Source organism: Bacteroides propionicifaciens DSM 19291 = JCM 14649 (assembly GCF_000375405.1).
Classification (GTDB): Bacteria; Bacteroidota; Bacteroidia; order Bacteroidales; family Bacteroidaceae; genus Bacteroides_E; species Bacteroides_E propionicifaciens.
This window is the reverse complement of record NZ_AQWS01000011.1, coordinates 1-21,838: the sequence shown is the minus strand read 5'-3', so window position 1 is coordinate 21,838 and position 21,838 is coordinate 1. Positions and strand designations below refer to the sequence as shown.

The window sequence follows — 21,838 nt, the reverse complement described above, 5'->3', positions numbered from 1 at the left end:
GGCTTACCTTATTTTTTAATTGAAATAACGTAACAAACCAAAACCTCTATGACAGAACTCAAAAACAACCAAAGTTGGTCACTCATGTTGCGTGACTATTTGTCGATATCGTTGGGAATCTTATGCTACTCGGTTGGGTGGGCTCTCTTCTTGCTTCCTTACAAATTACCACTTGGTGGAACAGCAGGTATAGCGACTCTGGTCTATTATGCTACAGATTTTCCTATTCAGTTTACTTATACTATAATCAATGTTGTATTGCTACTGGTAACCTTCAAGATTTTAGGTAAACGGTTTACTGTCCGAACACTCTTTGGAGTTGTAATGATGAATATCTGTACCTTTATTACCCAAGAGCTATTTAAAAATGCAGATGGATCAGTCTTGCAGATTTTAGGCCCTAATGAAGTCTTTATGGCTTGTGTTGTAGGTGCTGCTATGTGTGGGCTAGGACTTGGATTAGTATTTATTAATAACGGTAGTACAGGAGGTACTGATATTGTAGCGGCTGTTGTTAATAAGTACCGTGATATCTCTCTGGGTCGTGTAATCTTGTTTTGCGACTTTGCTATTGTCTCTTCAAGTTACTTTATAGAGGGGGATTGGAAAGTTGTTCTAATGGGTTTTGTGACCCTGTTCATAATTACTAGTGTGCTCGATTGGGTAGTTAATAGTGCGAGGCAATCGGTCCAGTTTTTTATATTCTCAAAACATCATGCTGAAATTGCAGACCAGATAATCCAGAAGACAGGTCGTGGGGTTACACTGGTCAAAGGGGTGGGTTGGTATAGTAAAAATGAGGTAAATGTCTTGATGGTTTTGGCAAAAAAGACACAATCGATTTATATCTTTAGACTCGTAAAAGAGATTGACCCAGATGCTTTTATATCACAAAGCTCTGTGATAGGTGTTTATGGTCAAGGATTTGATAAAATTAAAGTAAAGTGATGAGTAAGAAAATTGTATTTGCAACACATAACGAGTATAAATTAAAGGAGGTAGCAGAAATGCTATCTCCTGCTTTTGATGTACTGGGACTTAACGATATTGGCTGTACCGAAGATATAGAAGAAACCGAAGATACTTTGGAGGGCAACGCCTTCTTAAAGGCAGCTTATGTGTTCGAAAAGTATAATCTAAACTGTTTCTCCGATGATACAGGTTTAGAAGTTACTGCACTTGATGGTGCACCAGGTGTTTATTCTGCAAGATATGCAGGGCAGGGTAGAGACTCTAATGATAATATGGATAAGCTACTTGCTAACCTTAAAGTTAAGTCCGACCGTTCTGCTCAGTTTAGAACAGTGATAGCACTAATCATAAATGGTGAGCGCTATCAGTTTGATGGTATTGTAAAAGGACATGTCGCTAAAGATAAGCGTGGAACCAACGGGTTTGGATATGATCCTATATTTGTACCTGAAGGTAACGATAAGGCTTTTGCCGAATTGGGTAATGAGGTTAAGAACCAAATTAGCCACCGTGCTCGCGCTACTCAAAAACTAATTGATTTTTTAAGTACGCATGAAATCTAATTTAATCTGTATTCTTCTGAGCTTATTATTCTCTTTTTCATTAGCTGCTCAACAGCTAAGCGATACTGAGGTTAAGATACAAGAGCTTGGTTTTGTAGATATTCGAAAAAAAGACCCTTCCATTGTTGTAGATATGATGTATGCTAAAGCAGATAACTTTGTAGGAGTTGTTATGTATAAAGATTTGCATACTGCTTATCTTCATCCTTTGGCTGCAAGCTCTCTTATAAAAGCCCATCAAGAGTTAAAGCGCAGATGTCCCAAGTGTAGGTTTATCGTTTATGACGCAACTCGCCCTATGTCTGTACAGCAAACCATGTGGAATAAGGTAAAAGGAACTGCTAAGGCTAAGTATGTATCTAACCCTGCCAATGGGGGAGGATTGCATAACTATGGAATGGCGGTCGATATCTCGATCTTAGGTGGTAGTGGAAAGCCACTCTCTATGGGTACCAAAGTCGATCACCTGGGCTATGAGGCACATATCGATCAAGAAAAAGAACTTGTAGTAAAAGGAATTATTACTGAGCAAGAGCGAAAAAATAGGTTATTATTGCGTGAAGTTATGACTCACGGTGGGTTTAAACCTCTAAAGTCGGAGTGGTGGCATTTTAACCGAATTTATCGAGCTGAAGCCCGTAAAAACTATAAAGTTGTACCCTAGTTATGGTATTAAATGATAAAATAAAATCTTTTGTCGAGACACATCGCACAGCAGATGTTCACCAGCTGCTGTTTTCTAAGCCTAAAGAGCTTACACCCGATGAGCTTAAACTAGCAATACAACAAATTGATGGTTTGCAACGATCTGCTAAAAAACTTCCGACTTGGCACGCTAACCCTGATATTATTTATCCTGTCCACCTCTCTCTTGAGCAGTGTTCATCTGAAGAGACTGCACGCCTAAAATCTGAGCTTGTTCAAGGTGATGCAATGGTTGACTTAACAGGTGGCTTTGGTGTTGATACTGCCTTCTTGGCTACACGATTTAATAAAGCTGTTCACATCGAACGTGATTCAGACTTATCGCAAATTGCCGAGCATAACTTTAGAGCACTCGGGATGGATAACGTGACTTGTCATGCTATGGATGCTGTTACCTACTTAAGTGGGGCAGACAATCTTGATTTAATATTTATTGATCCTGCACGAAGAGATAGTCATGGCGAAAAAACGGTTTCAATAGCCGACTGTACTCCAAATTTGCTTGAACTTCAGAAGTTGTTTAGGCAGAAATCCAAAGGAGCGTTAATCAAACTCTCTCCTATGCTAGACCTAACACAAGCTATAAGAGACTTAGATGACGTTGTTGCAGTCTACGTTGTCAGCGTTCGTAATGAATGTAAAGAAGTGCTGCTCAAAACTGACTATGTTTCGGTTCAATCTGACAGGCTCGATGTACATTGCATTAATTTACTTCCCAATAATTCAAAAGAAGTTTTTACATTTGACTTCAATAAGGGTGTGGTCGATATTAATTACGCTTCGTCGGTAGGTGCGTATCTCTATGAGCCTAACGGCTCGATTTTGAAGGCAGGTGCTTTCAATCGATTAACACAGGCTTTTAATATTGCAAAACTACATCCCAATAGCCATTTATATTCTTCAGATGAATATATAGCTCATTTCCCAGGGCGAATAATTAAGGTTAGTAAGGTCTACGGCTTCGATAAGCGATCCTTAAAGCAATTGAAGTCTGATGTTTCTCAGGCCAATGTGATTATTCGTAACTTTCCTTCGTCTGTACCTGAGCTTATCAAACGTTTAAAGATAAAAGAGGGAGGGATAGACTATATATATGCTACGACACTTAGTGACGAGAGCAAACTTTTGATTAAAGGAACAAGATGTAAATAATTATACAGTTATATGTTAGATGTAGTATTTTTAGTAGGAGGGTTATTGCTAATCCTTTTTGGTGCAAGTTGGCTCACTGATGGAGCTTCTTCGGTAGCCAAACGTTTTAATATACCACCTATTGTTATAGGTTTGACTATTGTTGCCTTTGGTACTTCTGCCCCCGAGTTGGCAGTTAGTGTCTCTTCGGCTATTCAGGGGAGTGCTGATTTGGCAATTGGTAATGTGGTGGGTAGTAATATATTCAATATTTTACTTATTGTGGGGTGTACGGCACTTGTTGCTCCTATAACGATTTCAGAAGGAACACTTAAGGTTGAGATACCTTTGACAATCTTAGCCTCATTTATTTTGGTAATTCTGGCTAGTGATATTGCGTTGGCTGGAGCCTTGTCCGATTCATTAAGTAGGGCTGATGGTTTGATTCTTCTCTGTTTTTTTATTATATTCTTGAGCTATACGTTTTATGTGGCCAAAAAGAGTGGTAGTGAGTCGTTAGAGACGCAAGCTGAGGAGATTCATGTGATGTCTTTCTTGAAATCAAGTCTATTTATTGTAATAGGTTTAGCGGCTTTAGTTTTCGGTGGTAAGATCTTTGTTGAGGGATCTTCAGATATTGCAAGAGCTTTGGGTGTATCGGAATCTGTTATAGGTTTGACTTTAGTGGCAGGTGGAACATCTTTGCCCGAGTTGGCAACCTCAGTTGTTGCTTCGCTTAAGAAAAACCCCGAAATAGCTATTGGTAACGTGGTGGGAAGTAGTTTGTTTAATATCTTCTTTGTTTTGGGTTGTAGTGCGACAATTACGCCCCTGGAGATAGGAGGGATCACTTCTTTCGATTTGTGGACCATGGTTGTTTCTACTATTTTACTCTTCGTTGTGTCGCTATGTTTTGGCAAACGGATCATCAAGAGAAGTGAGGGAATTGTGTTTATATTGCTGTATGTGGGCTATGTAACCTACTTGATCTACAATATCTAGGTGCAGAGTTTCTCTGTTATATAATGTAAGATATCCATCAATTCGTGTATCTTTAGGCTTTCAATTACTTTATTTAAATATGTCAATAGAAATTAAAAAGGTTTCTTCTAAAAATGACTTGAAGAAGTTTATTCGCTTTAACTATGAGTTGTATAAAAGCAATCCCTATGCTATTCCCGACTTATATGATGATATGTTAAACACTTTTGATAAGAATAAGAATGCTGCTTTCGACTATTGTGAGGCTGACTTTTTCTTGGCTTACAAAAATGGAAAACTTGTAGGAAGAGTTGCAGCACTAATTAATACACGAGCCAATAAGATTTGGAACGAAAACAAAGTCCGATTTGGTTGGATAGACTTTATCGATGATGATGAAGTCTCTAAAGAGCTTATAAAAACTGTTGAGAACTGGGGGTTAGAGCGTGGAATGACGCATATCCACGGGCCGCTTGGTTTTACCGATTTTGATGCTGAGGGTATGTTGATTGAAGGTTTTGATCAGCTTGGTACGATGGCTACTATTTATAATTATCCTTATTATCCAGAACATATGGATAAAATGGGTTTTGTAAAAGATGCCGATTGGGTTGAGTTTAAGATATATATTCCCGAAGAGATTCCCGAAAGACATGCACGAGTTTCTAAGATAGTACAACAAAAACTAGGCTTAGAAATTATTAAGTACACCTCGGGCAAAAAGTTAGCTGCAGACTACGGTCAAGCTATTTTTGAATTAATGAATGAGGCATATCAGCCTCTTTATGGTTTTGCACCTCTAAATCAGAGGCAGATCGATCAGTATGTTAAGATGTACTTACCTATTGTCGATTTGCGTGTGTTATCCCTGGTTATTGATTCGGACAAGAAATTAGTTGCTGTGGGTTTGTCAATGCCATCTCTTTCTTCAGCTCTGCAAAAAGCCAAAGGAAAGCTTTTACCTTTTGGCTGGTATTATTTGCTTAAGGCACTATTCTTCAAAAAAAGATCGAATATTCTCGACCTTTTACTTGTCGCTGTTAAGCCTGAGTATCAGAATAAGGGTGTTAATGCAATTGTGTTTGCAGATATGATACCTAATAGCCGAAAGCTTGGCTTTACGATAGCTGAGTCTAATCCTGAACTCGAACTCAATGATAAGGTTCAAGCACAGTGGGTTAATTTTAAGACTGATCAACATAAGCGTAGAAGAGCATTTATTAAAGAAATAAACTAAAACTAAACTATGAGTGAGATCTTGGAAAATAAAACTGGAAGTGTAGCTTATACTGATGATAATATTCGTCACTTGAGTGACATGGAGCACATTCGTGTGCGCCCGGGTATGTATATCGGTAAGCTTGGTGATGGAACCTATGCTGAGGATGGTATCTACGTTTTATTAAAAGAGGTACTTGATAATAGTATAGATGAGTTTAAAATGAATTCGGGTAAACAGATAAATATATCTGTAACCAATAACCTTCAAGTCTCGGTAAGAGACTTTGGCCGTGGTATTCCTCAGGGCAAGCTTGTAGAAGCTGTTAGCGTCTTAAATACAGGAGGAAAATACGACAGCAAAGCCTTTAAGAAAAGTGTTGGTTTAAATGGTGTGGGTATTAAAGCTGTAAATGCCTTGAGCTCTTGCTTTGAAGTAAAGAGTTATCGTGAAGGTAAGGTTCGACATGCTATTTTTTCTAAAGGAATTTTGCAGTCAGACATTACTGCACCTTCGGATGAGAAGACCGGAACTTATATCTATTTTGAACCTGATGAGACACTTTTTACAGGCTATAGCTTTAGAGAGGAGTATATCGAAACAATGCTTCGTAACTACTCTTATTTGAATACTAGCTTAACGTTGAATTTCAACGGTACTAAAATTATATCTAAGAATGGTCTCCAAGACCTGCTCGAAGATAACCTAACCTCTGAAGGATTATACCCCATAATACATCTTAAGGGTGAGGATATTGAGATTGCCTTTACTCACACTACTCAATATGGAGAAGAGTATTACTCTTTTGTAAACGGACAACATACTACCCAAGGCGGTACGCATCAAAGTGCATATAAGGAGCATCTTGCCCGAGCTATTCGCGACTTTTATGGCAAGAATCACGATTTTTCGGACATCCGTAATGGTTTGGTTGGTGCTATAGCAATCAATGTTGAAGAACCGCTTTTTGAGAGTCAAACAAAAATCAAATTGGGTTCAGCTAATATCGGCCCAAAGGGACCGACCGTAAATAAGTTTGTGGGCGATTTTGTCAAGACTGAAGTTGACAACTTCTTACACCGGAACCCCAAGATAGCCGATGTATTGCTTAAAAAAATTCAAGAGTCGGAGAAGGAACGTAAAGCTATTGCTGGTATTACTCGTATTGCTCGTGAGCGTGCAAAGAAGGTTAGCTTACACAATAAGAAGCTTAGAGATTGTCGTATTCACCTGAATGATAGTAAAGGAGATGCGAAAGAGAGTTCTTCCATCTTCATTACCGAGGGTGACTCAGCAAGTGGTTCTATTACTAAAAGCCGTGATGTAAATACTCAAGCAGTATTTAGTTTGCGAGGTAAGCCCTTAAACTCTTATGGACTAACTAAAAAAGTAGTTTATGAGAATGAAGAATTTAATCTTCTACAAGCTGCTCTTAATATTGAAGATGGTATTGATGGGTTACGTTATAACAAGGTAATTGTAGCAACTGATGCCGATGTTGATGGTATGCATATTCGTCTGCTACTCATTACTTTCTTTTTGCAGTTCTTCCCTGATCTGATTAAGAAGGGACATGTTTATATCCTTCAAACCCCTCTTTTTAGGGTGAGAAATAAAAAACAAACTCGCTATTGCTATAGTGAAGAAGAGCGTGTAGAGGCTATTGGTGAGTTAGGTCCTAATCCTGAGATAACACGATTTAAAGGGTTGGGTGAGATTTCCCCTCACGAATTTAAGCACTTTATAGGCAAAGATATGCGTCTAGAGCAGGTTAAATGGCGTAAGACCGATATTGTAAACGATCTTCTTGAATTCTATATGGGTAAGAATACTATGGAAAGACAAGAATTTATTATTGAGAACTTAGTAGTTGAAGAAGATATTATAGTCTAAGACAATTATTTATGAGAAGAGCATTATTCCCAGGTACATTTGACCCCTTTACCATCGGGCATTATTCTATAGTTATGCGAGCGCTAGCTTTTATGGATGAACTAGTAATAGGCATTGGTATTAATGAAGCTAAGAATACGCATTTCCCCATTGATAAGCGGATTCGAGTGGTTACTGAATTTTTCAAGGACGAACCTCGAATTAAGGTTTTGCCCTATGAAAATCTGACTGTCGATTTTGCGATGGATGTTGAGGCTGGCTTTATTATTCGGGGCATTCGTACGGTCAAAGATTTTGAGTACGAAGAGTCTATTGCCGATATAAACAAAAAACTTACAGGGATAGAGACTATTCTTCTGTTTACTGAACCTGAATTAAGTTGTATTAGTTCCACTTTAGTACGCGAATTATTATCCTATGGAAAAGACATATCACAGTTTATTCCTCAAGGGATGGAAATATAATAACTTATGAGATATCTCTTTTTGCTTCTCTTTAGTGGCATAATTACAACATACTCGGTAGAAGCACAAGAGAAAGCACCAAGAGCTGCTGCTCAAAAGCTTCATATGGCTGAGTTTTTCATTGATCAACTCTATGTTGATTCGGTAGATGAAAATGCACTGGTAGAGGCTGGTATTCGAGGTATGTTGTCTAATTTAGACCCTCACTCAACTTACTCCACTCCCGAGGAGGTTAAAGCTCTCCAGGAGTCTATAAAAGGAGAGTTTGTTGGGATAGGGATTCAGTACCGAATGCAAAATGATACACTTTACGTTATTCGAGCTCTTGATGGGGGCCCATCCAAAAAAGCTGGTATCATGGATGGTGATCAAATTATTGCCGCTAACGGTCAGCCTATCGTTGGTTCGCACATTACAACAAAAGATATATCGGATCTGCTTAGGGGGCCTAGAAAGTCTAAAGTTGAGCTCACGCTTTTTCGAGATGGTCAACCGCATCTGTTATCTATAGAACGAAATACAATTCCGATTAACACCATTCCTGCTGCCTATATGCTTACTCCTGCTGTGGGCTATATTAATCTAGAAAGCTTTAATACAAACTCACATGTCGAATTTATATCAGCGCTTAAAGCTCTCAAAAAAAAGGGGTTAAAAGATCTTATTTTGGACCTCAGAGGTAACAGTGGTGGTCTACTTAATATTGCTGTTGATATTTCTAACGAGTTCCTCAAAGCCAAAGAGAGAATTGTCTACGCACAAGGTAAACGTGTTGATTTGGGCAGTTTCTATGCTACAGGTTCTGGCAAGTTTAAGGATGGTCGACTTATTATTCTGCAAGATGAGTATTCAGCCTCGGCTAGTGAAATCTTGTCGGGCGCCATTCAAGATTGGGATAGGGGGTTGATTTTGGGTCGCAGATCTTTTGGTAAGGGGCTTGTGCAGCGACCAGTTGATCTTTTAGACGGTTCAATGATTCGTTTGACTATTGCTCGATATTATACACCTTCGGGTCGACATATTCAGAAACCCTATGCTAAAGGCTCCGATAATCAACTTAAGTATCGGATGGAGCTTCTTGATCGATTAGATCGTGGGGAGTTAGTTCATCCGGATAGTATCATGGTGGTTGATTCACTCTCTTTTCGAACCCTTGTTAAGGGTAGGTCCGTTTATGGTGGTGGCGGAATTATGCCTGATATTTTTATACCTGTAGACTCTGTTCTTTTATCACCCGTATTTCGTGGCTTGAATCAGCCAGACACTCTTAATCCTCTCTTTAAGTTTATTCATAGCCAGCGTAGTACCATTCTTTCGTCTTATGATTCTACTAGGTTTATTGAGAGCTATGTGGTTCCCGAAGACTTAACTGTTAGTATTCGTAAAGCTTTGATGAAGGGATATAAAGATACGACCGATTCGCAGGTGGATATTCTTAGTGTTGATAAGTTTATAAATAGTTGGTTGAAATCACTTATAGCTCGTGATTTGTATGGAGATTTAGTCTATTATCAAGTGCGTAATAAAACCGATCAGGGGGTACTGAAAAGCCTTGAAGTCTTAAATTCGGATACATATAGGGCAGAGCTTAACTAGCGAAGGATCTTTTTGCTTAAGTATTGGATTGGATACCATACGGAGATAAATCCAACTACAATTACAGTAACGATAATTAGTAGTAAATCGGTTAGCTGTAGGCTAACAGGATATGCAGAAGTGATGAATTGGAATCCATCGTTCAACCTAATAAAGCCAAAGTGCTCTTGCAAGAGTGTTAGAATAACACCTAGCACAAGTCCGACTCCCGTCCCTATGGCAGTTATTAGTCTACCCTCGTAAAGGAATATCTTAGCGATAAACTTTTTGTCTGCTCCGATATTCATGAGTATCTGCATATCATCTCTTTTCTCTATAATTAGCATAGATAGTGAACTTACGATATTGAAGCATGCGATAAGTAGGATGAATATTAAGAAGAAGAAAGAAATTAATTTTTCTATCTTCATAATGTTGAAAACATCTGTTTGCTGTTCATACCTATCAAGAATAGTATAACCTTGTCCTAGAATCGCAGCTAGCTTCTCTTTGACCTGCTTAATACTTGCTCCCTCAATGAGTTTTAATTCAATTGCGGAAATCTGATTCTTCTTTTCGAGTAAGTCTTGCGCAAACTTTAGTGAACATAGAATATAACTACCATCATATTTCTGTTGTCCAACCGAGAATATAACCCCTGGGGAATATAGATATGAAGTATTAAAAGAGGTACTTGGGTTACTCATATTTATTTTTGCTCCAGGTTTTGGTGCAAAAATCTCAAGAGGTTGGATGTGATGTATTCCTGTGCTAAGACTAGAAGCTAGCTCTCCTCCCATGATGCCATAATTAACAACTTCATCGTATAAAATAAACTTGCCTTGCCCAAAGAGTAGGGTATTGATCGAGGTGACTTTATGGAAATTGTCATCTACTCCTTTGAGCGTAATCATGGTTTGTAGCTCTTTGTATTTGACCATAGCATTTTCTTCGAGAGTAGTAGTCTGTAGTTCGACTTCAGGAAGATTGCTGATTTTATTTAGTAGTTGGGAGTTAGAAGAGAAGGTTTTGCCTGTTGTTGATACTATCTTTAGTTCAGCATCGAAAGAGGTGAAAAAACTTGCTACTGACTCTTGAAAGCCATTAAACACCGATAGTGTGCATACTAGAGTTAAAGTAGCAAGAGCAATCCCTGAAACAGAAATTGCTGAAATAATGTTGATTGCGTTATGCTTCTTTTTAGAGAAAAGATAACGCCAAGCTATTTTTAAAGGGAGTTTCACTGATCTAGTAAAGAATCAATTCTTTCGGCATAATCAAGTGAGTCGTCCACGTAAAATTCGAGTTCTGGTACAATTCTTAGTTGGTGTCTTACCTTTTGTCCTAAATCAAAACGGATAGCCTTAGAGTTGGCATTGATATTTTTGATTAACTCTTCTCTCTTGTCTTGAGGGAAAATACTTAGATAAGCCCTTGCAATACTAAGGTCTGATGTCACTCTAACCGCGCTAATAGAGATTAAAATGCCGTTAGTTGCTTTTGTTTGCAATAAGAAGATGTTGCTTAATTCCTTTTGAATTAAGCGTGATATTTTTTGTTGTCTAGTTGTTTCCATTTTCTATCCTAGTTTTTTTATGATTGTTAAGCCATCGCGAAGAGGTAATATAACTTTTTCAACGCGTTTGTCATTGACAATGTAGCTGTTAAATGCCTTGATCCCGATGGATTGCCAGTCATTATGTTTTGGGGTTTCGAGTACATGCCCATCCCAAAGGGTATTGTCGGCAAAGATATAGCCTCCTTTTGAGAGTTTGGCTAAAACCATCTCATAATATGCGATATAATTTCTTTTATCACCATCAATAAATGCCATGTCAAAAGTTACGTCCATTTGCGGGACAATATCTAAAGCATTTCCAATGATAAATTCTATCTTATCGGCGTAAGGAGAGTTTTCTAACCAAGGACGGGTAAAGTCTTCTTGCTCATCATTGATTTCAAATGTGTAGAGCATTCCTCCTGATTCTAGACCTTCTGCGAGACAAAGAGCTGAATATCCACTATAAGTCCCTATCTCTAAAATATTACGAGGACGAATCATAGATGTAAACATCTTTAAGATTCGTCCTTGTATATGTCCAGAGGCCATGCGAGGTCGAAGAAGATTGACATGAGTTGCACGATAAAGTGCTTTCAGATAATCGCTCTCGGAGTCGCTATGATCAGCAATATATTGATCTAAAGCCTCGGTTTCTTTCATTTACCAAATTATAAATATCTGTTTCTGTTAGGTAAAACGTAGTCATCAGCATATTTAAGCACATCTTCTACAGTATTGATTTCTAAGAAAGAAGTACGCATATTTCTTCTGCCGCTGCTTAGGTAACAAACACTGTCTTCAGCGTTAAGTCTACCGTCTTTAACCAATTGGTTAAGAGCTGCGAAGTAATATTCTTGACCGTTAGCTTTTTCTGGCATGAAGATCGCTTCAACACCGTAAGAAAGCGCTAGGTGACGCATTGTTTTTTCTTTGTAGCAGATAGCTAAAACTGGAGCTTTACCACGGAATGCAGCAATGTTACGAGCTGTACGGCCGCTATAGCTGTCAGTGATGATAGCACCAATACTCATCAAAGCAGAAGCTTTAACAGCTTGTTTAGCTAAGAATGCAGTAACGTCAGGATTAACCAAAGGTATTCTGATGTCATTTTCGTCTAGCTTATCTTGTTCAGCTTGAGCTGCAATTGTAGCCATTGTTTTAACAGCTTCAACTGGGTATTTACCGTATGCAGTCTCGCCGCTAAGCATTAAAGCATCAGTACGGTAGTAAATTGCGTTAGCAATGTCAGTAACCTCAGCACGTGTTGGACGCGGGTTGCTAATCATTGTGTGAAGCATTTGAGTAGCTACGATAACTGGTTTCTTTGCAAGAATACATTTTTTGATAAGTCGGCGTTGGATTCCAGGTATTTTTTCTTGAGGAACTTCGATACCTAGGTCACCACGAGCAACCATGATACCGTCAGAAATTGCAATAATTTCGTCGATGTTATCAACACCTTCTTGGTTCTCAATTTTAGAAATGATTCTGATGTCACTGTTGTGCTCAGCAAGAATATCTTTGATGTCTTGAACGTCACGTTCGTTACGAACGAATGAGTGAGCGATAAAGTCGATATCTTTTTTGATTGCAAAAAGAATGTTGTTTCTATCTTTTTCAGTTAGTGAAGGAAGATTGATACGTACACCAGGAACGTTAACACTCTTACGGCTAGCCAATGTTGCGTCGTTCATAACTTCGCAAACTAGGTGGTCGTTTTCTTTTTCGTGAACGTGAAGGCAAAGATCACCATCGTCAATAAGAATATCTCTACCTACTTCGAGGTCGTTGATGAATCCTGTATATGATACAGAGATGCAAGCTCTAGTTGTAGTTTTGCTAGGGTCAGCAACGATCATAACCTTTTCACCAGTTTTGTAATCGATTGGCTCATCACAAGCAGTTGTTCTTACTTCAGGACCTTTAGTGTCGATAAGAATACCTATTTTATTAGATACTTCTCTTACGTTGTTGATTAATACTTCAAGACCATCTTGGGTAGCGTGTGCTGTATTCATACGCACAACGTTCATTCCTGCTTCATAAAGTTGTTGCAAGAAATCAACCTCACAACGTCTGTCAGAAATTGACGCTACGATTTTTGTTTGTTTTAACATCATAATATATTTATATTTAATCTGCTCTAATTATTTAACTAATAAGGCCTCTAGAGCTAAGCGATAAGAATCCAGTCCGAATCCACAAATGACTCCTTTACAGCCTGCGGCAATCATTGAGTGATGACGGTACGACTCTCTAGCCTGTGTATTTGAAATGTGAACTTCAATTACAGGGCAAGTGATGGCTCTAATGGCGTCCAAAATAGCTATTGATGTGTGTGTGTAAGCTCCGGCATTTAATATTATGCCGTCGTGTGAGAAACCAACTTCTTGAATCTTATTAATAAGTTCTCCTTCAATGTTGGACTGAAATGATGAGAGTTCGATTGTAGGGTATCTTTTCTCCAAAATGGAGAAGTAATCATCAAAAGACGAAGACCCATAAATAGAGGGTTCTCGCTTCCCTAGTAGATTAATGTTGGGTCCATTAATTAGTTGAACTTTCATGTTTTCGATAATCTATTTTAATATCTTTGTTTTCAGACTTGATACTATTCTGCAAAGATATTAAAATTTTACTGTTATGGAAGATTTTTCAGCGAATATGAAACAGCTTTTACAAGTTATATCCAATTATAGACAATATTTAAAACTTGAAAAATCTCTATCTCTCAATACGTTGGATGCTTACTTACTCGATTTGACCAAACTTACCGACTATGCAAAAAGCATAAATCGATCAGTTCTTGAAATAACACTGCAAGATTTACAGGGTTTCTTGGCCGAATTGCATGATTTAGGAATTCATCCTCGTTCGCAAGCTCGGATACTTTCGGGTATTAAGTCGTTTTATCACTACCTGCTTCTGGAAGAACTTATTGAAAATGACCCTTCACGTTTATTGGATGGCCCTAAATTGGGTTTTCACATTCCTGTCTTCTTGTCTGTAGAAGAAATTGATGCTATTGTTCAGGCTGTTGATGTGAGTACACCTGAGGGCGTTCGGAATCGGGCGATACTCGAAACACTCTATAGTTGTGGTTTGCGTGTTTCGGAGCTAACCGGTTTGAAAATTTCTCAGTTAAATTTTGAAGATCAATACGTTGTAGTGGATGGAAAAGGGAGCAAACAACGTTTAGTTCCTATTTCAGAGTGCTGTATTCAACTCATTAAATATTATTTGACGGAGCGTGGGGCAGTTGTTATAAAAAGAGGTGCTGAAGACACCTTGTTTCTTAATCGCCGTGGTGCTGGTCTATCACGTGTTATGATTTTTAATATTGTAAAGAAGTATGCCGAATTGGCTGGTATCTCAAAGAATGTAAGTCCACACACTTTTCGACATTCTTTTGCAACTCACCTGCTGGAGGGGGGGGCTAATCTTCGGGCAATCCAAGCTATGCTGGGCCACGAGTCTATTACAACTACTGAAATATATACCCATTTAGACAAGAGTTTGATACGCCATGAAATACTAGAGTACCATCCTAGAAATAAATAATTTAAAAGTAGTAGAAAATTCTTGAATTATAGTTATTTTTGTCCTATAATATAAATTAAGTTGCAAATTGTTCATTTTGTAAAGATTACAGCTAGTGTATGTTTTATACAGAAGAGGGATAATTTGATAACTTTGCGATAAATTATAAACACTAAATTTTTGCCAAAAATGATGACTAAAAAGTTGTATTTACCCGTATTGGTTGCACTTGTTGTAGTGCTTTCTTCTTGCGGAAGTAAAATGAGAGGTCTTTCATCAGACTATTTCACTACTAACCCTGTAGTCCTAGAGGCTGTAGGAGGTAAAGTTCCTGTTACTATTAACGGAAAATTCCCAGAAAAATACTTTAACAAAAAGACAGTTGTTGAAGTTACTCCTGTTCTGAAATGGAAAGGTGGAGAATCGAGAGGTAAGACTGCTATTTTCCAAGGTGAGAAGGTTCAAGGTAACCATCAATCAATCGCCTACAAAATGGGTGGTAACTACACAATGAAAACATCTTTTGATTATGTTCCAGAAATGGCACAGTCAGAATTGTTCTTAGAGTTTAAAGCTCTTAAAGGTAAAAAAACGTATACTATCCCTGCAGTAAAAATTGCTGATGGTGTTATTTCTACTTCTGAGTTAATCAAAAACACTCTAGGTTCAGCAAACCCTGCATTGGGACAAGATGCTTTCCAACGTGTTATTTTAGATGCTCATAAGGATAACATTATGTTCCTTATCCAACAAGCTAACATTCGTACAAACCAACTTTCTAAAGCTAAAGACTTCAAAAACCAAGTTCAAAGCATTAAAGACGCGGTTAACAAAAGAATCAGTAGCGTAGAAGTTTCTGCTTATGCTTCTCCTGATGGTGGTGTTGAGCTTAATACAGGTCTTGCTAAAAATCGTGAGAAAAACACAGAAGCTCTAATCAACCGTGAATTCAAAAAAGGTGATTTAGCTGATGTTGTTGTTGATGGTAAATATACAGCTCAAGACTGGGAAGGTTTCAAAGAACTAGTTTCTAAATCTAACATCCAAGACAAGAACCTAATTCTACGTGTTCTTTCTATGTACCCAGATCCAGAAAAAAGAGAGCAAGAAATCAAAAATATTTCTTCTGTTTACTCTACTCTTGCAAAAGATATTCTTCCAGAGCTTAGACGTGCACGTTTAATCTTGAACTACGAGATCATTGGTAAATCTGATGAGGAAATCTCTAAATTAGCTAAGTCTAATCCAAGAGAACTTAACATCGAAGAACTTCTTTATGCTACTACGCTAACAGAAAACCCAGCAGAACAAGAAGTAATCTTTACTAAAGTTACTGAGTACTTCCCTGGTGATTTCCGTGCTTATAACAACTTAGGTAGATTAGCTTACCAAGCTGGTAACCTTGCAAAAGCAGAGTCTTTCTTCAAGAAAGCTTACTCAATCAATGCTGCTCCTGAGGTTAATACTAACTTAGGTCTTATCGCTCTTGTACAAGGTGATAATGCTACAGCTCAAACTTACCTAGGTAAAGGTGCTGGTGCTAAAGAATTGAACGAAATCATGGGTAACCTTTACGTTGCTCAAGGTGACTATAACAAAGCAGTAAGCGCATTTGGTGATGTAAAATCAAACAGTGCTGCTCTTGCTCAAATCTTAGCTAAAGATTATAACAAAGCGAAAAACACTCTTGATAGTATCAAGAATGCTGATGCTTACACATCTTACCTAAAAGCTGTTCTTGGTGCTCGCACTAACAACAATGCAATGGTTATTGATAACTTAGCTAAAGCTGTTAAACAAAATCCTTCATTAGCTAAAAAAGCAGCTACTGATTTGGAATTTGCTAAATACTTTACAAATGTAGACTTTGTAGCTATCTTCTAATTGAAAGCTTAAAGTTTTTGAAATAATGAAAATAGGCTGTGTCAATACGACACAGCCTATTTTTTTTATCTTTTAATGAGCCTGATGTTTAGCATATAGTCGTTAGTCTTAATAAGTCTAATCTCTAGAGGTGGTAAATCTTCTCGGTTATGGAATATGATAGTAGTTAGCTTATCTTCACTTTGGCTATCATATGCTGCAAAGCAATTTGAGTCTGTTTTGAACTCTCCTCTGACAAAGCACCCGCGTGGAGTGATTTTAAAGATTGAATTGAGTGGCGATGTTGCTGAAATCCATTGACCACTCTTCAGCAGGTTATAGTCTTGGTCAATATACTTAAAGAGTTTTTTCCACTCTTCTGTACTGGGTATAGCCCATCCTTGAGGATTAAGAGCTTCGGACTCAATTGCTGCACGATTGTAGAAGTGTTCATCTCCACAATATGAACTCATTGTGTAGCCCGCATTAATAACAGTCTTAGCCTTTTCAAATGCTAACGGAGTATGATCTGATTTAAACTCCTCCTTCCAGTTCTCAGTGGTCCAATATTGTGTTCCTATTTTTACAATTGGATATTGGTTAGCTAGAGATTCTTTTTTACTGTTTAGGTAAACCTCTTCACTGTGAATATAATCAGGAGTTTTCGGTTCAGAAAAACAAATTTCACCTTGTGTGTCGATGAAGAAATAGGTATTATCTACCTTACTTCCATGTTTTGCTATGCTAAAAGAGTTATCCTTTTTATCCCAAATTATAGTATCTCCTACTATATTATCTTTCAGATTAAACGTTTTTAGGCATATTCCCCTGTTGGCAACTTTAAGATCTTTGTCGATGGGGTAGATTACGACTGCTTCAGTTTTCATCTCTTTATTAACCAACAGTTCTCGGCAAACTTGCGCTCTAATAATGCCTTGCGAATTTACTAAACGGTAAACATTTGTGTTTTGGAACTTAAACATTGTGGTTTGGATCGCACAGGTTTCTATTTGGGTATTAACTTCATCGTTCTCTCCTTTCTCCCATGGTTTAATATTTGATTCTGCCTTGGCTATTTCAATCCCTTTTGAGGGAGTATAGTTTATGGTTAATCGATTTACTGTCCCCGCTTTTAAGTTCCATTTTTTAGGGAATGAGCACTTATAGGTTATGTTCTCCGCTAGGATAGTAATCTGCTCATCTGTAGATGTTGCTTCTTTGGGTATATACAGAAAAGAGCAGCCTTTTATAATTCCATCTTGCACTTGCCATTGGGCATTAGGTTGCAAATCGAGTTTGTTGGTGTGCTGAGTGAAAATGCCTTTTTGTGTATCAAACAAAGCTTCTGTAGGTTGGTTTAAAATTTTAAGTAAGGGTTCTGTGCCTAATATCTCTTCGGCAGAATAGCCTTGCGCGGGCTTGATTTCTACTTCTACCTTTGCTAGTGCATGTTTAAAGTTCAGCTGCTGAGGTTTTAGATCAGCGAATACATTTTCTTTTCGTGCGATCAAAAAGTCTGTATCCACCTCTTTAGCCTTATCGGACGAATTGCTCTTAATCGATACTCTAAGGAATCCTTCATCGGTGAGGATATCTTTTTTATAGGGATAATAGCTGATAATCGTTGAAGGATCTTGTGTCTTGGGATAATATAGCTCTTTCGAGGGTATAAAATCTTCTCCTTCATGAAAGGTAAACTGAATGTTCTTGAAGTAAGATTCATTTAAGTTGTCTGTGTTGGTGAGCAGAAAGAACCCTATGGCATCTTTAGTCTCAAACTTCTCTTGACTAACTCGTGTGGAAGGGGGTAGAATGTCTGTTGTAATTCTGATGGGGACATCGCTATCTTCTAGCGGTTCTTTGATCTCATTGTAACAGGATGATAAAAACAGGGATACAACAGTTATCCCACCAAAAAGTGATTTAGCTTTTTGAATACTCCTTTTAGTCATAAACTTAGGGTTAAATATTAAAAAATACTCAATCTCCTAAAGAGGTTGGGTTGTGAATTGTTTTCGTAATTATAGTCGATTCTATATTGTCGAAATTTTAGCGGCAACACACCCGATTTATAACATCTAATTTAGTATTAAATATTATAAATTATTTAAAACATTTCTCTTTTTTTGACTTGATTGTAAATAATATTTTTTACTAGTTGGGAGGTGATATACGAGTAGGTGGTATGAGTCTTCCGAGTAGGTCGTTTGGCCATAGCGAGTAAGTTGTTTTACTAAAGCTTTTAGAAGCATTCATAAATAGGGTGTTTATTAAAGCAATTTTGAAAGGTGGTTTTTAATAAAAATCCTATATTTGTAAAATTATTGGCCTCGTAGTTCAACGGATAGAATAGAAGTTTCCTAAACTTTAGATCCGAGTTCGATTCTCGGCGAGGCTACAATAAAAAAAATCGGCTTGATAATCTTTAGTGATTACCAAGCCGATTTTTTTTATTGTTGATTTGCTCTACTTTTATTGGTTTAGAGAAGCAATGCTGTCGCTTACCAAGGGTTTAAAGCTTGGCGATAAAACCTCATCGTATAAAGGTGTTCTAAGAAGCTTTAAGGCGATGTCTACATCTTCGTCCTGTTTCAAACGTTCGATGGTTGTTCCGCGTTGGTAGTAGTAGCGCTTGATGATTTCGATAGCCAGCATCTGTTTAATGTCTTTTTCAAAGTAAGTTAAGTCTTTCTCTAAATTATGAGATAGCTTTTGCTCTAGGGCAGTAAACTCAGTTTGTGCATCTTCGAGGTAACCCTCAAATTCGGCAATCTCTCTCAGGCTTTTTAGAACCTTTTCACTCTGTTGGTCGTATTTGAAATCTTTTCCTTTTACAAACTCTTTAAACTCTGTATAGTCGGCATCGGTCAATGCAAACTCCTGTGCTGGTGGAATAGTCTTATGTTTTAGTGCGTATTCAGTAGCATAGTCGAATGTCATATTCTCGTTAACCAGGTAGAATAAGATATTTGGTAGTTTTTCTGGAGTCACTTCGATATCGGGAATAACGCCAATACCGTCTTTTACTTCACGACCTATCGAGGTGTGAAAAATTGTGAGTAGGCTATCGGGGGTTCTCTCAAGTTTACCATCAGGACCACGGTACGAGTAATCGATTGCTTGTACACAACGTCCGCTTGGTATATAATACTTAGCAGAAGTAAGCTTCATGTTTGCTCCGTAAGGAAGTGCTCTAGGAATTTGTACAAGCCCCTTACCGAAGGTTTTAGTACCCAATACCACAGCTCTATCTAAATCTTGAAGTGAGCCTGCTAAAATCTCTGCAGCGGATGCAGTAGAACCACTAACCAATACTACGATTGGGATCTCAGTGTCTAAAGGTTGATTTTTTGTTTTGTAAGTGCTGGATGCTTGTTTGATCTTGCCTTTGGTGGTGACTATCGTTTTGCCCTTAGGTACAAAGTAGTTGATGATGTCTACTGCTTCGTCGAGCAGACCACCTCCATTATTTCTTACATCTATAACAAGTGATGTAGCACCTTGGCTCTTTAAATCTAAAAAGGCTCTCTTGAAATCGGCAGCAGGGGTTCCCGAAAAACTCACTAGTTCAATATAACCGACACTATCTTTGAGCATTCCATAATAGGGAATGGTAGGGAGTTGAACTGATTTTCTAACAATTGTAAACTCCATAGGTTTTTTAACTCCTGGGCGTTGAACTTTAAGTGTAAAACTTGTTCCAACTTCACCTCGGAGCATTTCACTCACCTGTTGGTTGTTTTTGTCTTTTAGGCTCACTGTGTCGATCTGTAAAAGAACATCGCCCACCTTTAAACCGACTTCAGCTGCGGGCATACCTTCATAAGGTTCTGCTATCATGGAGCATTTCTTTTTGGGGTCATATGTAATAAGCGATCCAATACCTCCGTAGGAGCCCTTTATCATCTGTTCTAGCTCGCTTTGATCTTCGGCTGGATAGTATGAGGTATAGGGGTCTAATGAGGCTAGCATTACATCTATTGCTCTTTTTATTGTTGCGTTGGCATCAATGGTGTCAACATAAAACATATCCAATTCTTTTACTACGGCATTGAATATGTCGATGTTCTTTGCCATCTCGAAGTTGTGATTTTTCGATGGACGAAAAGAGTAAATAGCCAAAGCACCTACAAGAACTGCTGCTATTATTACTATCTTTTTTATACTATTCTTCATTAATCTATATTTTAGGTTTAAGTGAAATGAACGATTTAAAGGTACCTACTTTTTTGTTAACTCAGCTATTTCCCATTTAATCTTATCCCAAGTTTCGATGGGTAGAGCTGTGCCTACGACCTGAATAATATACCCTGATAATAGTGCTCCAATATTTGCACTAGTTTCCAAATCAAAGCCGTTGATGTATCCGTAGAGAAATCCCGCTGCGTAATAATCACCAGCTCCTGTGGTATCAATCACACAATGCTTCTGATAAACACAGATAGGGTAGGTTTGGTTTATTGACTTAAGATATGATCCATTCGACCCCACCTTTACAATTGCTATTTCACATAATTCGGCAATGTAGTTTAAAGCTTCGGTAGCATCCGTGGTTCGGGCAAAAGCATAAGCCTCCTCTTCATTGGCGAACACGATATCAATGAAATTGGTAACCAAATAGGTGAAAAAATCCAAGTCTTCAGATACAATATTATAACTTGCCATGTCAATACATACTTTTAGCCCCATTTCTTTAGCTAATTTAACAGCATTAAGTATTAAGTCATGGTTTTGGACCAAATACCCTTCGATATAGAGTATATCGTATCCTGAATACATCTCAGTTAATATTTCGGAGGCTGATAATTCTGCTGCAGCCCCTAGAAAAGTACCAAATGTACGTTCACCATCTTGGCTGATGAATGTTGAAGCTACTCCTGAGGGTAAGTTATTGTCGTGAATGAGATTTGTGTGGACTCCTTTTGCTTTGAAAGTTTGTTCGAAAAAGCTACCATAAGCATCATTTCCGATCTTGCCAATGAAGCCAACGGGTGATCCGAGTGAAGCTAAAGCTTGAATTGTGTTGGCTGCAGAACCTCCTGTTGTCTGAGAAACCTCCATAGAGGAGATTATTTTATTTAAATCTTGAAATTTAGATGCTGAGATAAGCTGCATGCTTCCTTTGGCTAATTTCATGTTATCCAGTGAGTTATCATCCTTTAGTATGACTAGCAGATCTATCAAGGCATTACCTAAACCAATAATTCTTCTCATTTTGTGATATTTTTTTCACAAAGATATTGCATATTTCAAAAAAACCTATTACTTTTGCAACGCATTTGATTGAAAAATGATTCTTCCTTAGCTCAGTTGGTTAGAGCACCTGACTGTTAATCAGGGGGTCCTTGGTTCAAGTCCAAGAGGAAGAGCT

At 38.0% G+C, this 21,838-nt stretch carries 19 protein-coding genes and 2 tRNA genes; 13 read left to right on the top strand and 8 right to left on the bottom strand.

Annotated elements, in window-relative coordinates:
• The first annotated feature begins 48 nt into the window (after window positions 1-48).
• The 9 genes from B091_RS0104625 to B091_RS0104585 all read left to right on the top strand — a co-directional run bounded on the left by B091_RS0104625 (window position 49) and on the right by B091_RS0104585 (window position 9,524).
• Window positions 49-948, top strand: a complete 900-nt coding sequence (locus B091_RS0104625) for a YitT family protein (RefSeq protein ID WP_018108839.1) — start codon at window positions 49-51, stop codon at window positions 946-948.
• Window positions 948-1,535: a non-canonical purine NTP diphosphatase gene (locus B091_RS0104620; protein ID WP_018108838.1), complete on the top strand. Its 588-nt coding sequence runs from the start codon at window positions 948-950 to the stop codon at window positions 1,533-1,535. Before B091_RS0104625 ends, B091_RS0104620 begins: the two co-directional genes overlap by 1 nt.
• Window positions 1,525-2,199 carry a M15 family metallopeptidase gene (locus B091_RS0104615; RefSeq protein ID WP_018108837.1) on the top strand — a complete coding sequence of 225 codons (675 nt, stop codon included), beginning with the start codon at window positions 1,525-1,527 and terminating at the stop codon, window positions 2,197-2,199. The genes B091_RS0104620 and B091_RS0104615 overlap by 11 nt, the downstream gene beginning before the upstream one ends.
• 2 nt (window positions 2,200-2,201) lie before the next feature.
• Window positions 2,202-3,392 (top strand): THUMP-like domain-containing protein, encoded by a 1,191-nt coding sequence (locus tag B091_RS0104610; protein WP_018108836.1) that lies wholly within the window; start codon window positions 2,202-2,204, stop codon window positions 3,390-3,392.
• 12 nt (window positions 3,393-3,404) lie between these two features.
• The gene (locus tag B091_RS0104605; RefSeq protein ID WP_018108835.1) at window positions 3,405-4,373 is read left to right on the top strand and encodes a calcium/sodium antiporter; all 969 of its coding nucleotides are present in this window, start codon (window positions 3,405-3,407) and stop codon (window positions 4,371-4,373) included.
• A 79-nt stretch (window positions 4,374-4,452) separates the two neighbouring features.
• Window positions 4,453-5,589, top strand: coding sequence for a hypothetical protein (locus B091_RS0104600; protein WP_018108834.1), 1,137 nt, complete (start codon window positions 4,453-4,455; stop codon window positions 5,587-5,589).
• 9 nt (window positions 5,590-5,598) lie between these two features.
• Window positions 5,599-7,464 (top strand): DNA topoisomerase IV subunit B, encoded by a 1,866-nt coding sequence (locus B091_RS0104595; RefSeq protein WP_018108833.1) that lies wholly within the window; start codon window positions 5,599-5,601, stop codon window positions 7,462-7,464.
• Between the two features lie 11 nt (window positions 7,465-7,475).
• Window positions 7,476-7,928, top strand: a complete 453-nt coding sequence (coaD, locus tag B091_RS0104590) for a pantetheine-phosphate adenylyltransferase (RefSeq protein ID WP_025069469.1) — start codon at window positions 7,476-7,478, stop codon at window positions 7,926-7,928.
• 6 nt (window positions 7,929-7,934) lie between these two features.
• Window positions 7,935-9,524 (top strand): S41 family peptidase, encoded by a 1,590-nt coding sequence (locus tag B091_RS0104585; protein ID WP_018108831.1) that lies wholly within the window; start codon window positions 7,935-7,937, stop codon window positions 9,522-9,524.
• Here B091_RS0104585 and B091_RS0104580 read toward each other — a convergent pair.
• Genes B091_RS0104580 through aroQ form a run of 5 tightly spaced genes read right to left on the bottom strand, consistent with a single transcriptional unit; the run spans window position 9,521 to window position 13,631 of the window.
• A complete protein-coding gene (locus B091_RS0104580) occupies window positions 9,521-10,747 on the bottom strand; it encodes an FtsX-like permease family protein (RefSeq protein WP_018108830.1) in 1,227 nt (408 codons plus the stop codon). The genes B091_RS0104585 and B091_RS0104580 overlap by 4 nt on opposite strands.
• Window positions 10,744-11,079 carry a 30S ribosome-binding factor RbfA gene (rbfA, locus tag B091_RS0104575; RefSeq protein WP_018108829.1) on the bottom strand — a complete coding sequence of 112 codons (336 nt, stop codon included), beginning with the start codon at window positions 11,077-11,079 and terminating at the stop codon, window positions 10,744-10,746. Before rbfA ends, B091_RS0104580 begins: the two co-directional genes overlap by 4 nt.
• 3 nt (window positions 11,080-11,082) lie before the next feature.
• A complete protein-coding gene (locus B091_RS0104570; RefSeq protein ID WP_018108828.1) occupies window positions 11,083-11,724 on the bottom strand; it encodes an O-methyltransferase in 642 nt (213 codons plus the stop codon).
• An 8-nt stretch (window positions 11,725-11,732) separates the two neighbouring features.
• A complete protein-coding gene (gene pyk / locus B091_RS0104565) occupies window positions 11,733-13,184 on the bottom strand; it encodes a pyruvate kinase (protein ID WP_018108827.1) in 1,452 nt (483 codons plus the stop codon).
• 27 nt (window positions 13,185-13,211) lie between these two features.
• Window positions 13,212-13,631, bottom strand: a complete 420-nt coding sequence (aroQ, locus tag B091_RS0104560) for a type II 3-dehydroquinate dehydratase (protein ID WP_018108826.1) — start codon at window positions 13,629-13,631, stop codon at window positions 13,212-13,214.
• 76 nt (window positions 13,632-13,707) lie between these two features.
• On the opposite strand from aroQ, the gene xerD reads away from it, so the two are divergent.
• Together xerD and B091_RS0104550 are read left to right on the top strand one after the other, a co-directional pair.
• A complete protein-coding gene (gene xerD / locus B091_RS0104555; RefSeq protein WP_018108825.1) occupies window positions 13,708-14,625 on the top strand; it encodes a site-specific tyrosine recombinase XerD in 918 nt (305 codons plus the stop codon).
• A 171-nt stretch (window positions 14,626-14,796) separates the two neighbouring features.
• Complete coding sequence (locus tag B091_RS0104550; RefSeq protein ID WP_025069470.1) at window positions 14,797-16,488, top strand: tetratricopeptide repeat protein; 1,692 nt, start codon at window positions 14,797-14,799, stop codon at window positions 16,486-16,488.
• Between the two features lie 65 nt (window positions 16,489-16,553).
• Here the strand turns inward: B091_RS0104550 and B091_RS0104545 are convergent, their stop codons facing one another.
• Window positions 16,554-18,419, bottom strand: coding sequence for a fimbrillin family protein (locus tag B091_RS0104545; protein WP_018108823.1), 1,866 nt, complete (start codon window positions 18,417-18,419; stop codon window positions 16,554-16,556).
• A 374-nt stretch (window positions 18,420-18,793) separates the two neighbouring features.
• On the opposite strand from B091_RS0104545, the gene B091_RS0104540 reads away from it, so the two are divergent.
• Window positions 18,794-18,865: transfer RNA gene (locus B091_RS0104540), tRNA-Arg, on the top strand.
• A 74-nt stretch (window positions 18,866-18,939) separates the two neighbouring features.
• Here B091_RS0104540 and B091_RS0104535 read toward each other — a convergent pair.
• Both B091_RS0104535 and B091_RS0104530 read right to left on the bottom strand, forming a co-directional pair.
• Window positions 18,940-20,643 (bottom strand): S41 family peptidase, encoded by a 1,704-nt coding sequence (locus tag B091_RS0104535; RefSeq protein WP_018108822.1) that lies wholly within the window; start codon window positions 20,641-20,643, stop codon window positions 18,940-18,942.
• A 45-nt stretch (window positions 20,644-20,688) separates the two neighbouring features.
• Complete coding sequence (locus B091_RS0104530) at window positions 20,689-21,681, bottom strand: adenosine kinase (protein ID WP_018108821.1); 993 nt, start codon at window positions 21,679-21,681, stop codon at window positions 20,689-20,691.
• Window positions 21,682-21,762: 81 nt separating this feature from the next.
• On the opposite strand from B091_RS0104530, the gene B091_RS0104525 reads away from it, so the two are divergent.
• Window positions 21,763-21,836: transfer RNA gene (locus B091_RS0104525), tRNA-Asn, on the top strand.
• Window positions 21,837-21,838 lie beyond the last annotated feature (2 nt).

What these genes read in the sequence shown, in the direction of transcription:
- rbfA (WP_018108829.1), bottom strand. Translation starts at nt 11,079, where the DNA reads ATGGAAACAACTAGACAACAAAAAATATCACGCTTAATTCAAAAGGAA.
- xerD (WP_018108825.1), top strand. Translation starts at nt 13,708, where the DNA reads ATGGAAGATTTTTCAGCGAATATGAAACAGCTTTTACAAGTTATATCC.
- B091_RS0104530 (WP_018108821.1), bottom strand. Translation starts at nt 21,681, where the DNA reads ATGAGAAGAATTATTGGTTTAGGTAATGCCTTGATAGATCTGCTAGTC.
- aroQ (WP_018108826.1), bottom strand. Translation starts at nt 13,631, where the DNA reads ATGAAAGTTCAACTAATTAATGGACCCAACATTAATCTACTAGGGAAG.
- B091_RS0104545 (WP_018108823.1), bottom strand. Translation starts at nt 18,419, where the DNA reads ATGACTAAAAGGAGTATTCAAAAAGCTAAATCACTTTTTGGTGGGATA.
- B091_RS0104585 (WP_018108831.1), top strand. Translation starts at nt 7,935, where the DNA reads ATGAGATATCTCTTTTTGCTTCTCTTTAGTGGCATAATTACAACATAC.
- B091_RS0104600 (WP_018108834.1), top strand. Translation starts at nt 4,453, where the DNA reads ATGTCAATAGAAATTAAAAAGGTTTCTTCTAAAAATGACTTGAAGAAG.
- B091_RS0104620 (WP_018108838.1), top strand. Translation starts at nt 948, where the DNA reads ATGAGTAAGAAAATTGTATTTGCAACACATAACGAGTATAAATTAAAG.
- B091_RS0104550 (WP_025069470.1), top strand. Translation starts at nt 14,797, where the DNA reads ATGACTAAAAAGTTGTATTTACCCGTATTGGTTGCACTTGTTGTAGTG.
- pyk (WP_018108827.1), bottom strand. Translation starts at nt 13,184, where the DNA reads ATGATGTTAAAACAAACAAAAATCGTAGCGTCAATTTCTGACAGACGT.
- B091_RS0104570 (WP_018108828.1), bottom strand. Translation starts at nt 11,724, where the DNA reads ATGAAAGAAACCGAGGCTTTAGATCAATATATTGCTGATCATAGCGAC.
- B091_RS0104625 (WP_018108839.1), top strand. Translation starts at nt 49, where the DNA reads ATGACAGAACTCAAAAACAACCAAAGTTGGTCACTCATGTTGCGTGAC.
- B091_RS0104610 (WP_018108836.1), top strand. Translation starts at nt 2,202, where the DNA reads ATGGTATTAAATGATAAAATAAAATCTTTTGTCGAGACACATCGCACA.
- B091_RS0104595 (WP_018108833.1), top strand. Translation starts at nt 5,599, where the DNA reads ATGAGTGAGATCTTGGAAAATAAAACTGGAAGTGTAGCTTATACTGAT.
- B091_RS0104535 (WP_018108822.1), bottom strand. Translation starts at nt 20,643, where the DNA reads ATGAAGAATAGTATAAAAAAGATAGTAATAATAGCAGCAGTTCTTGTA.
- coaD (WP_025069469.1), top strand. Translation starts at nt 7,476, where the DNA reads ATGAGAAGAGCATTATTCCCAGGTACATTTGACCCCTTTACCATCGGG.
- B091_RS0104605 (WP_018108835.1), top strand. Translation starts at nt 3,405, where the DNA reads ATGTTAGATGTAGTATTTTTAGTAGGAGGGTTATTGCTAATCCTTTTT.
- B091_RS0104615 (WP_018108837.1), top strand. Translation starts at nt 1,525, where the DNA reads ATGAAATCTAATTTAATCTGTATTCTTCTGAGCTTATTATTCTCTTTT.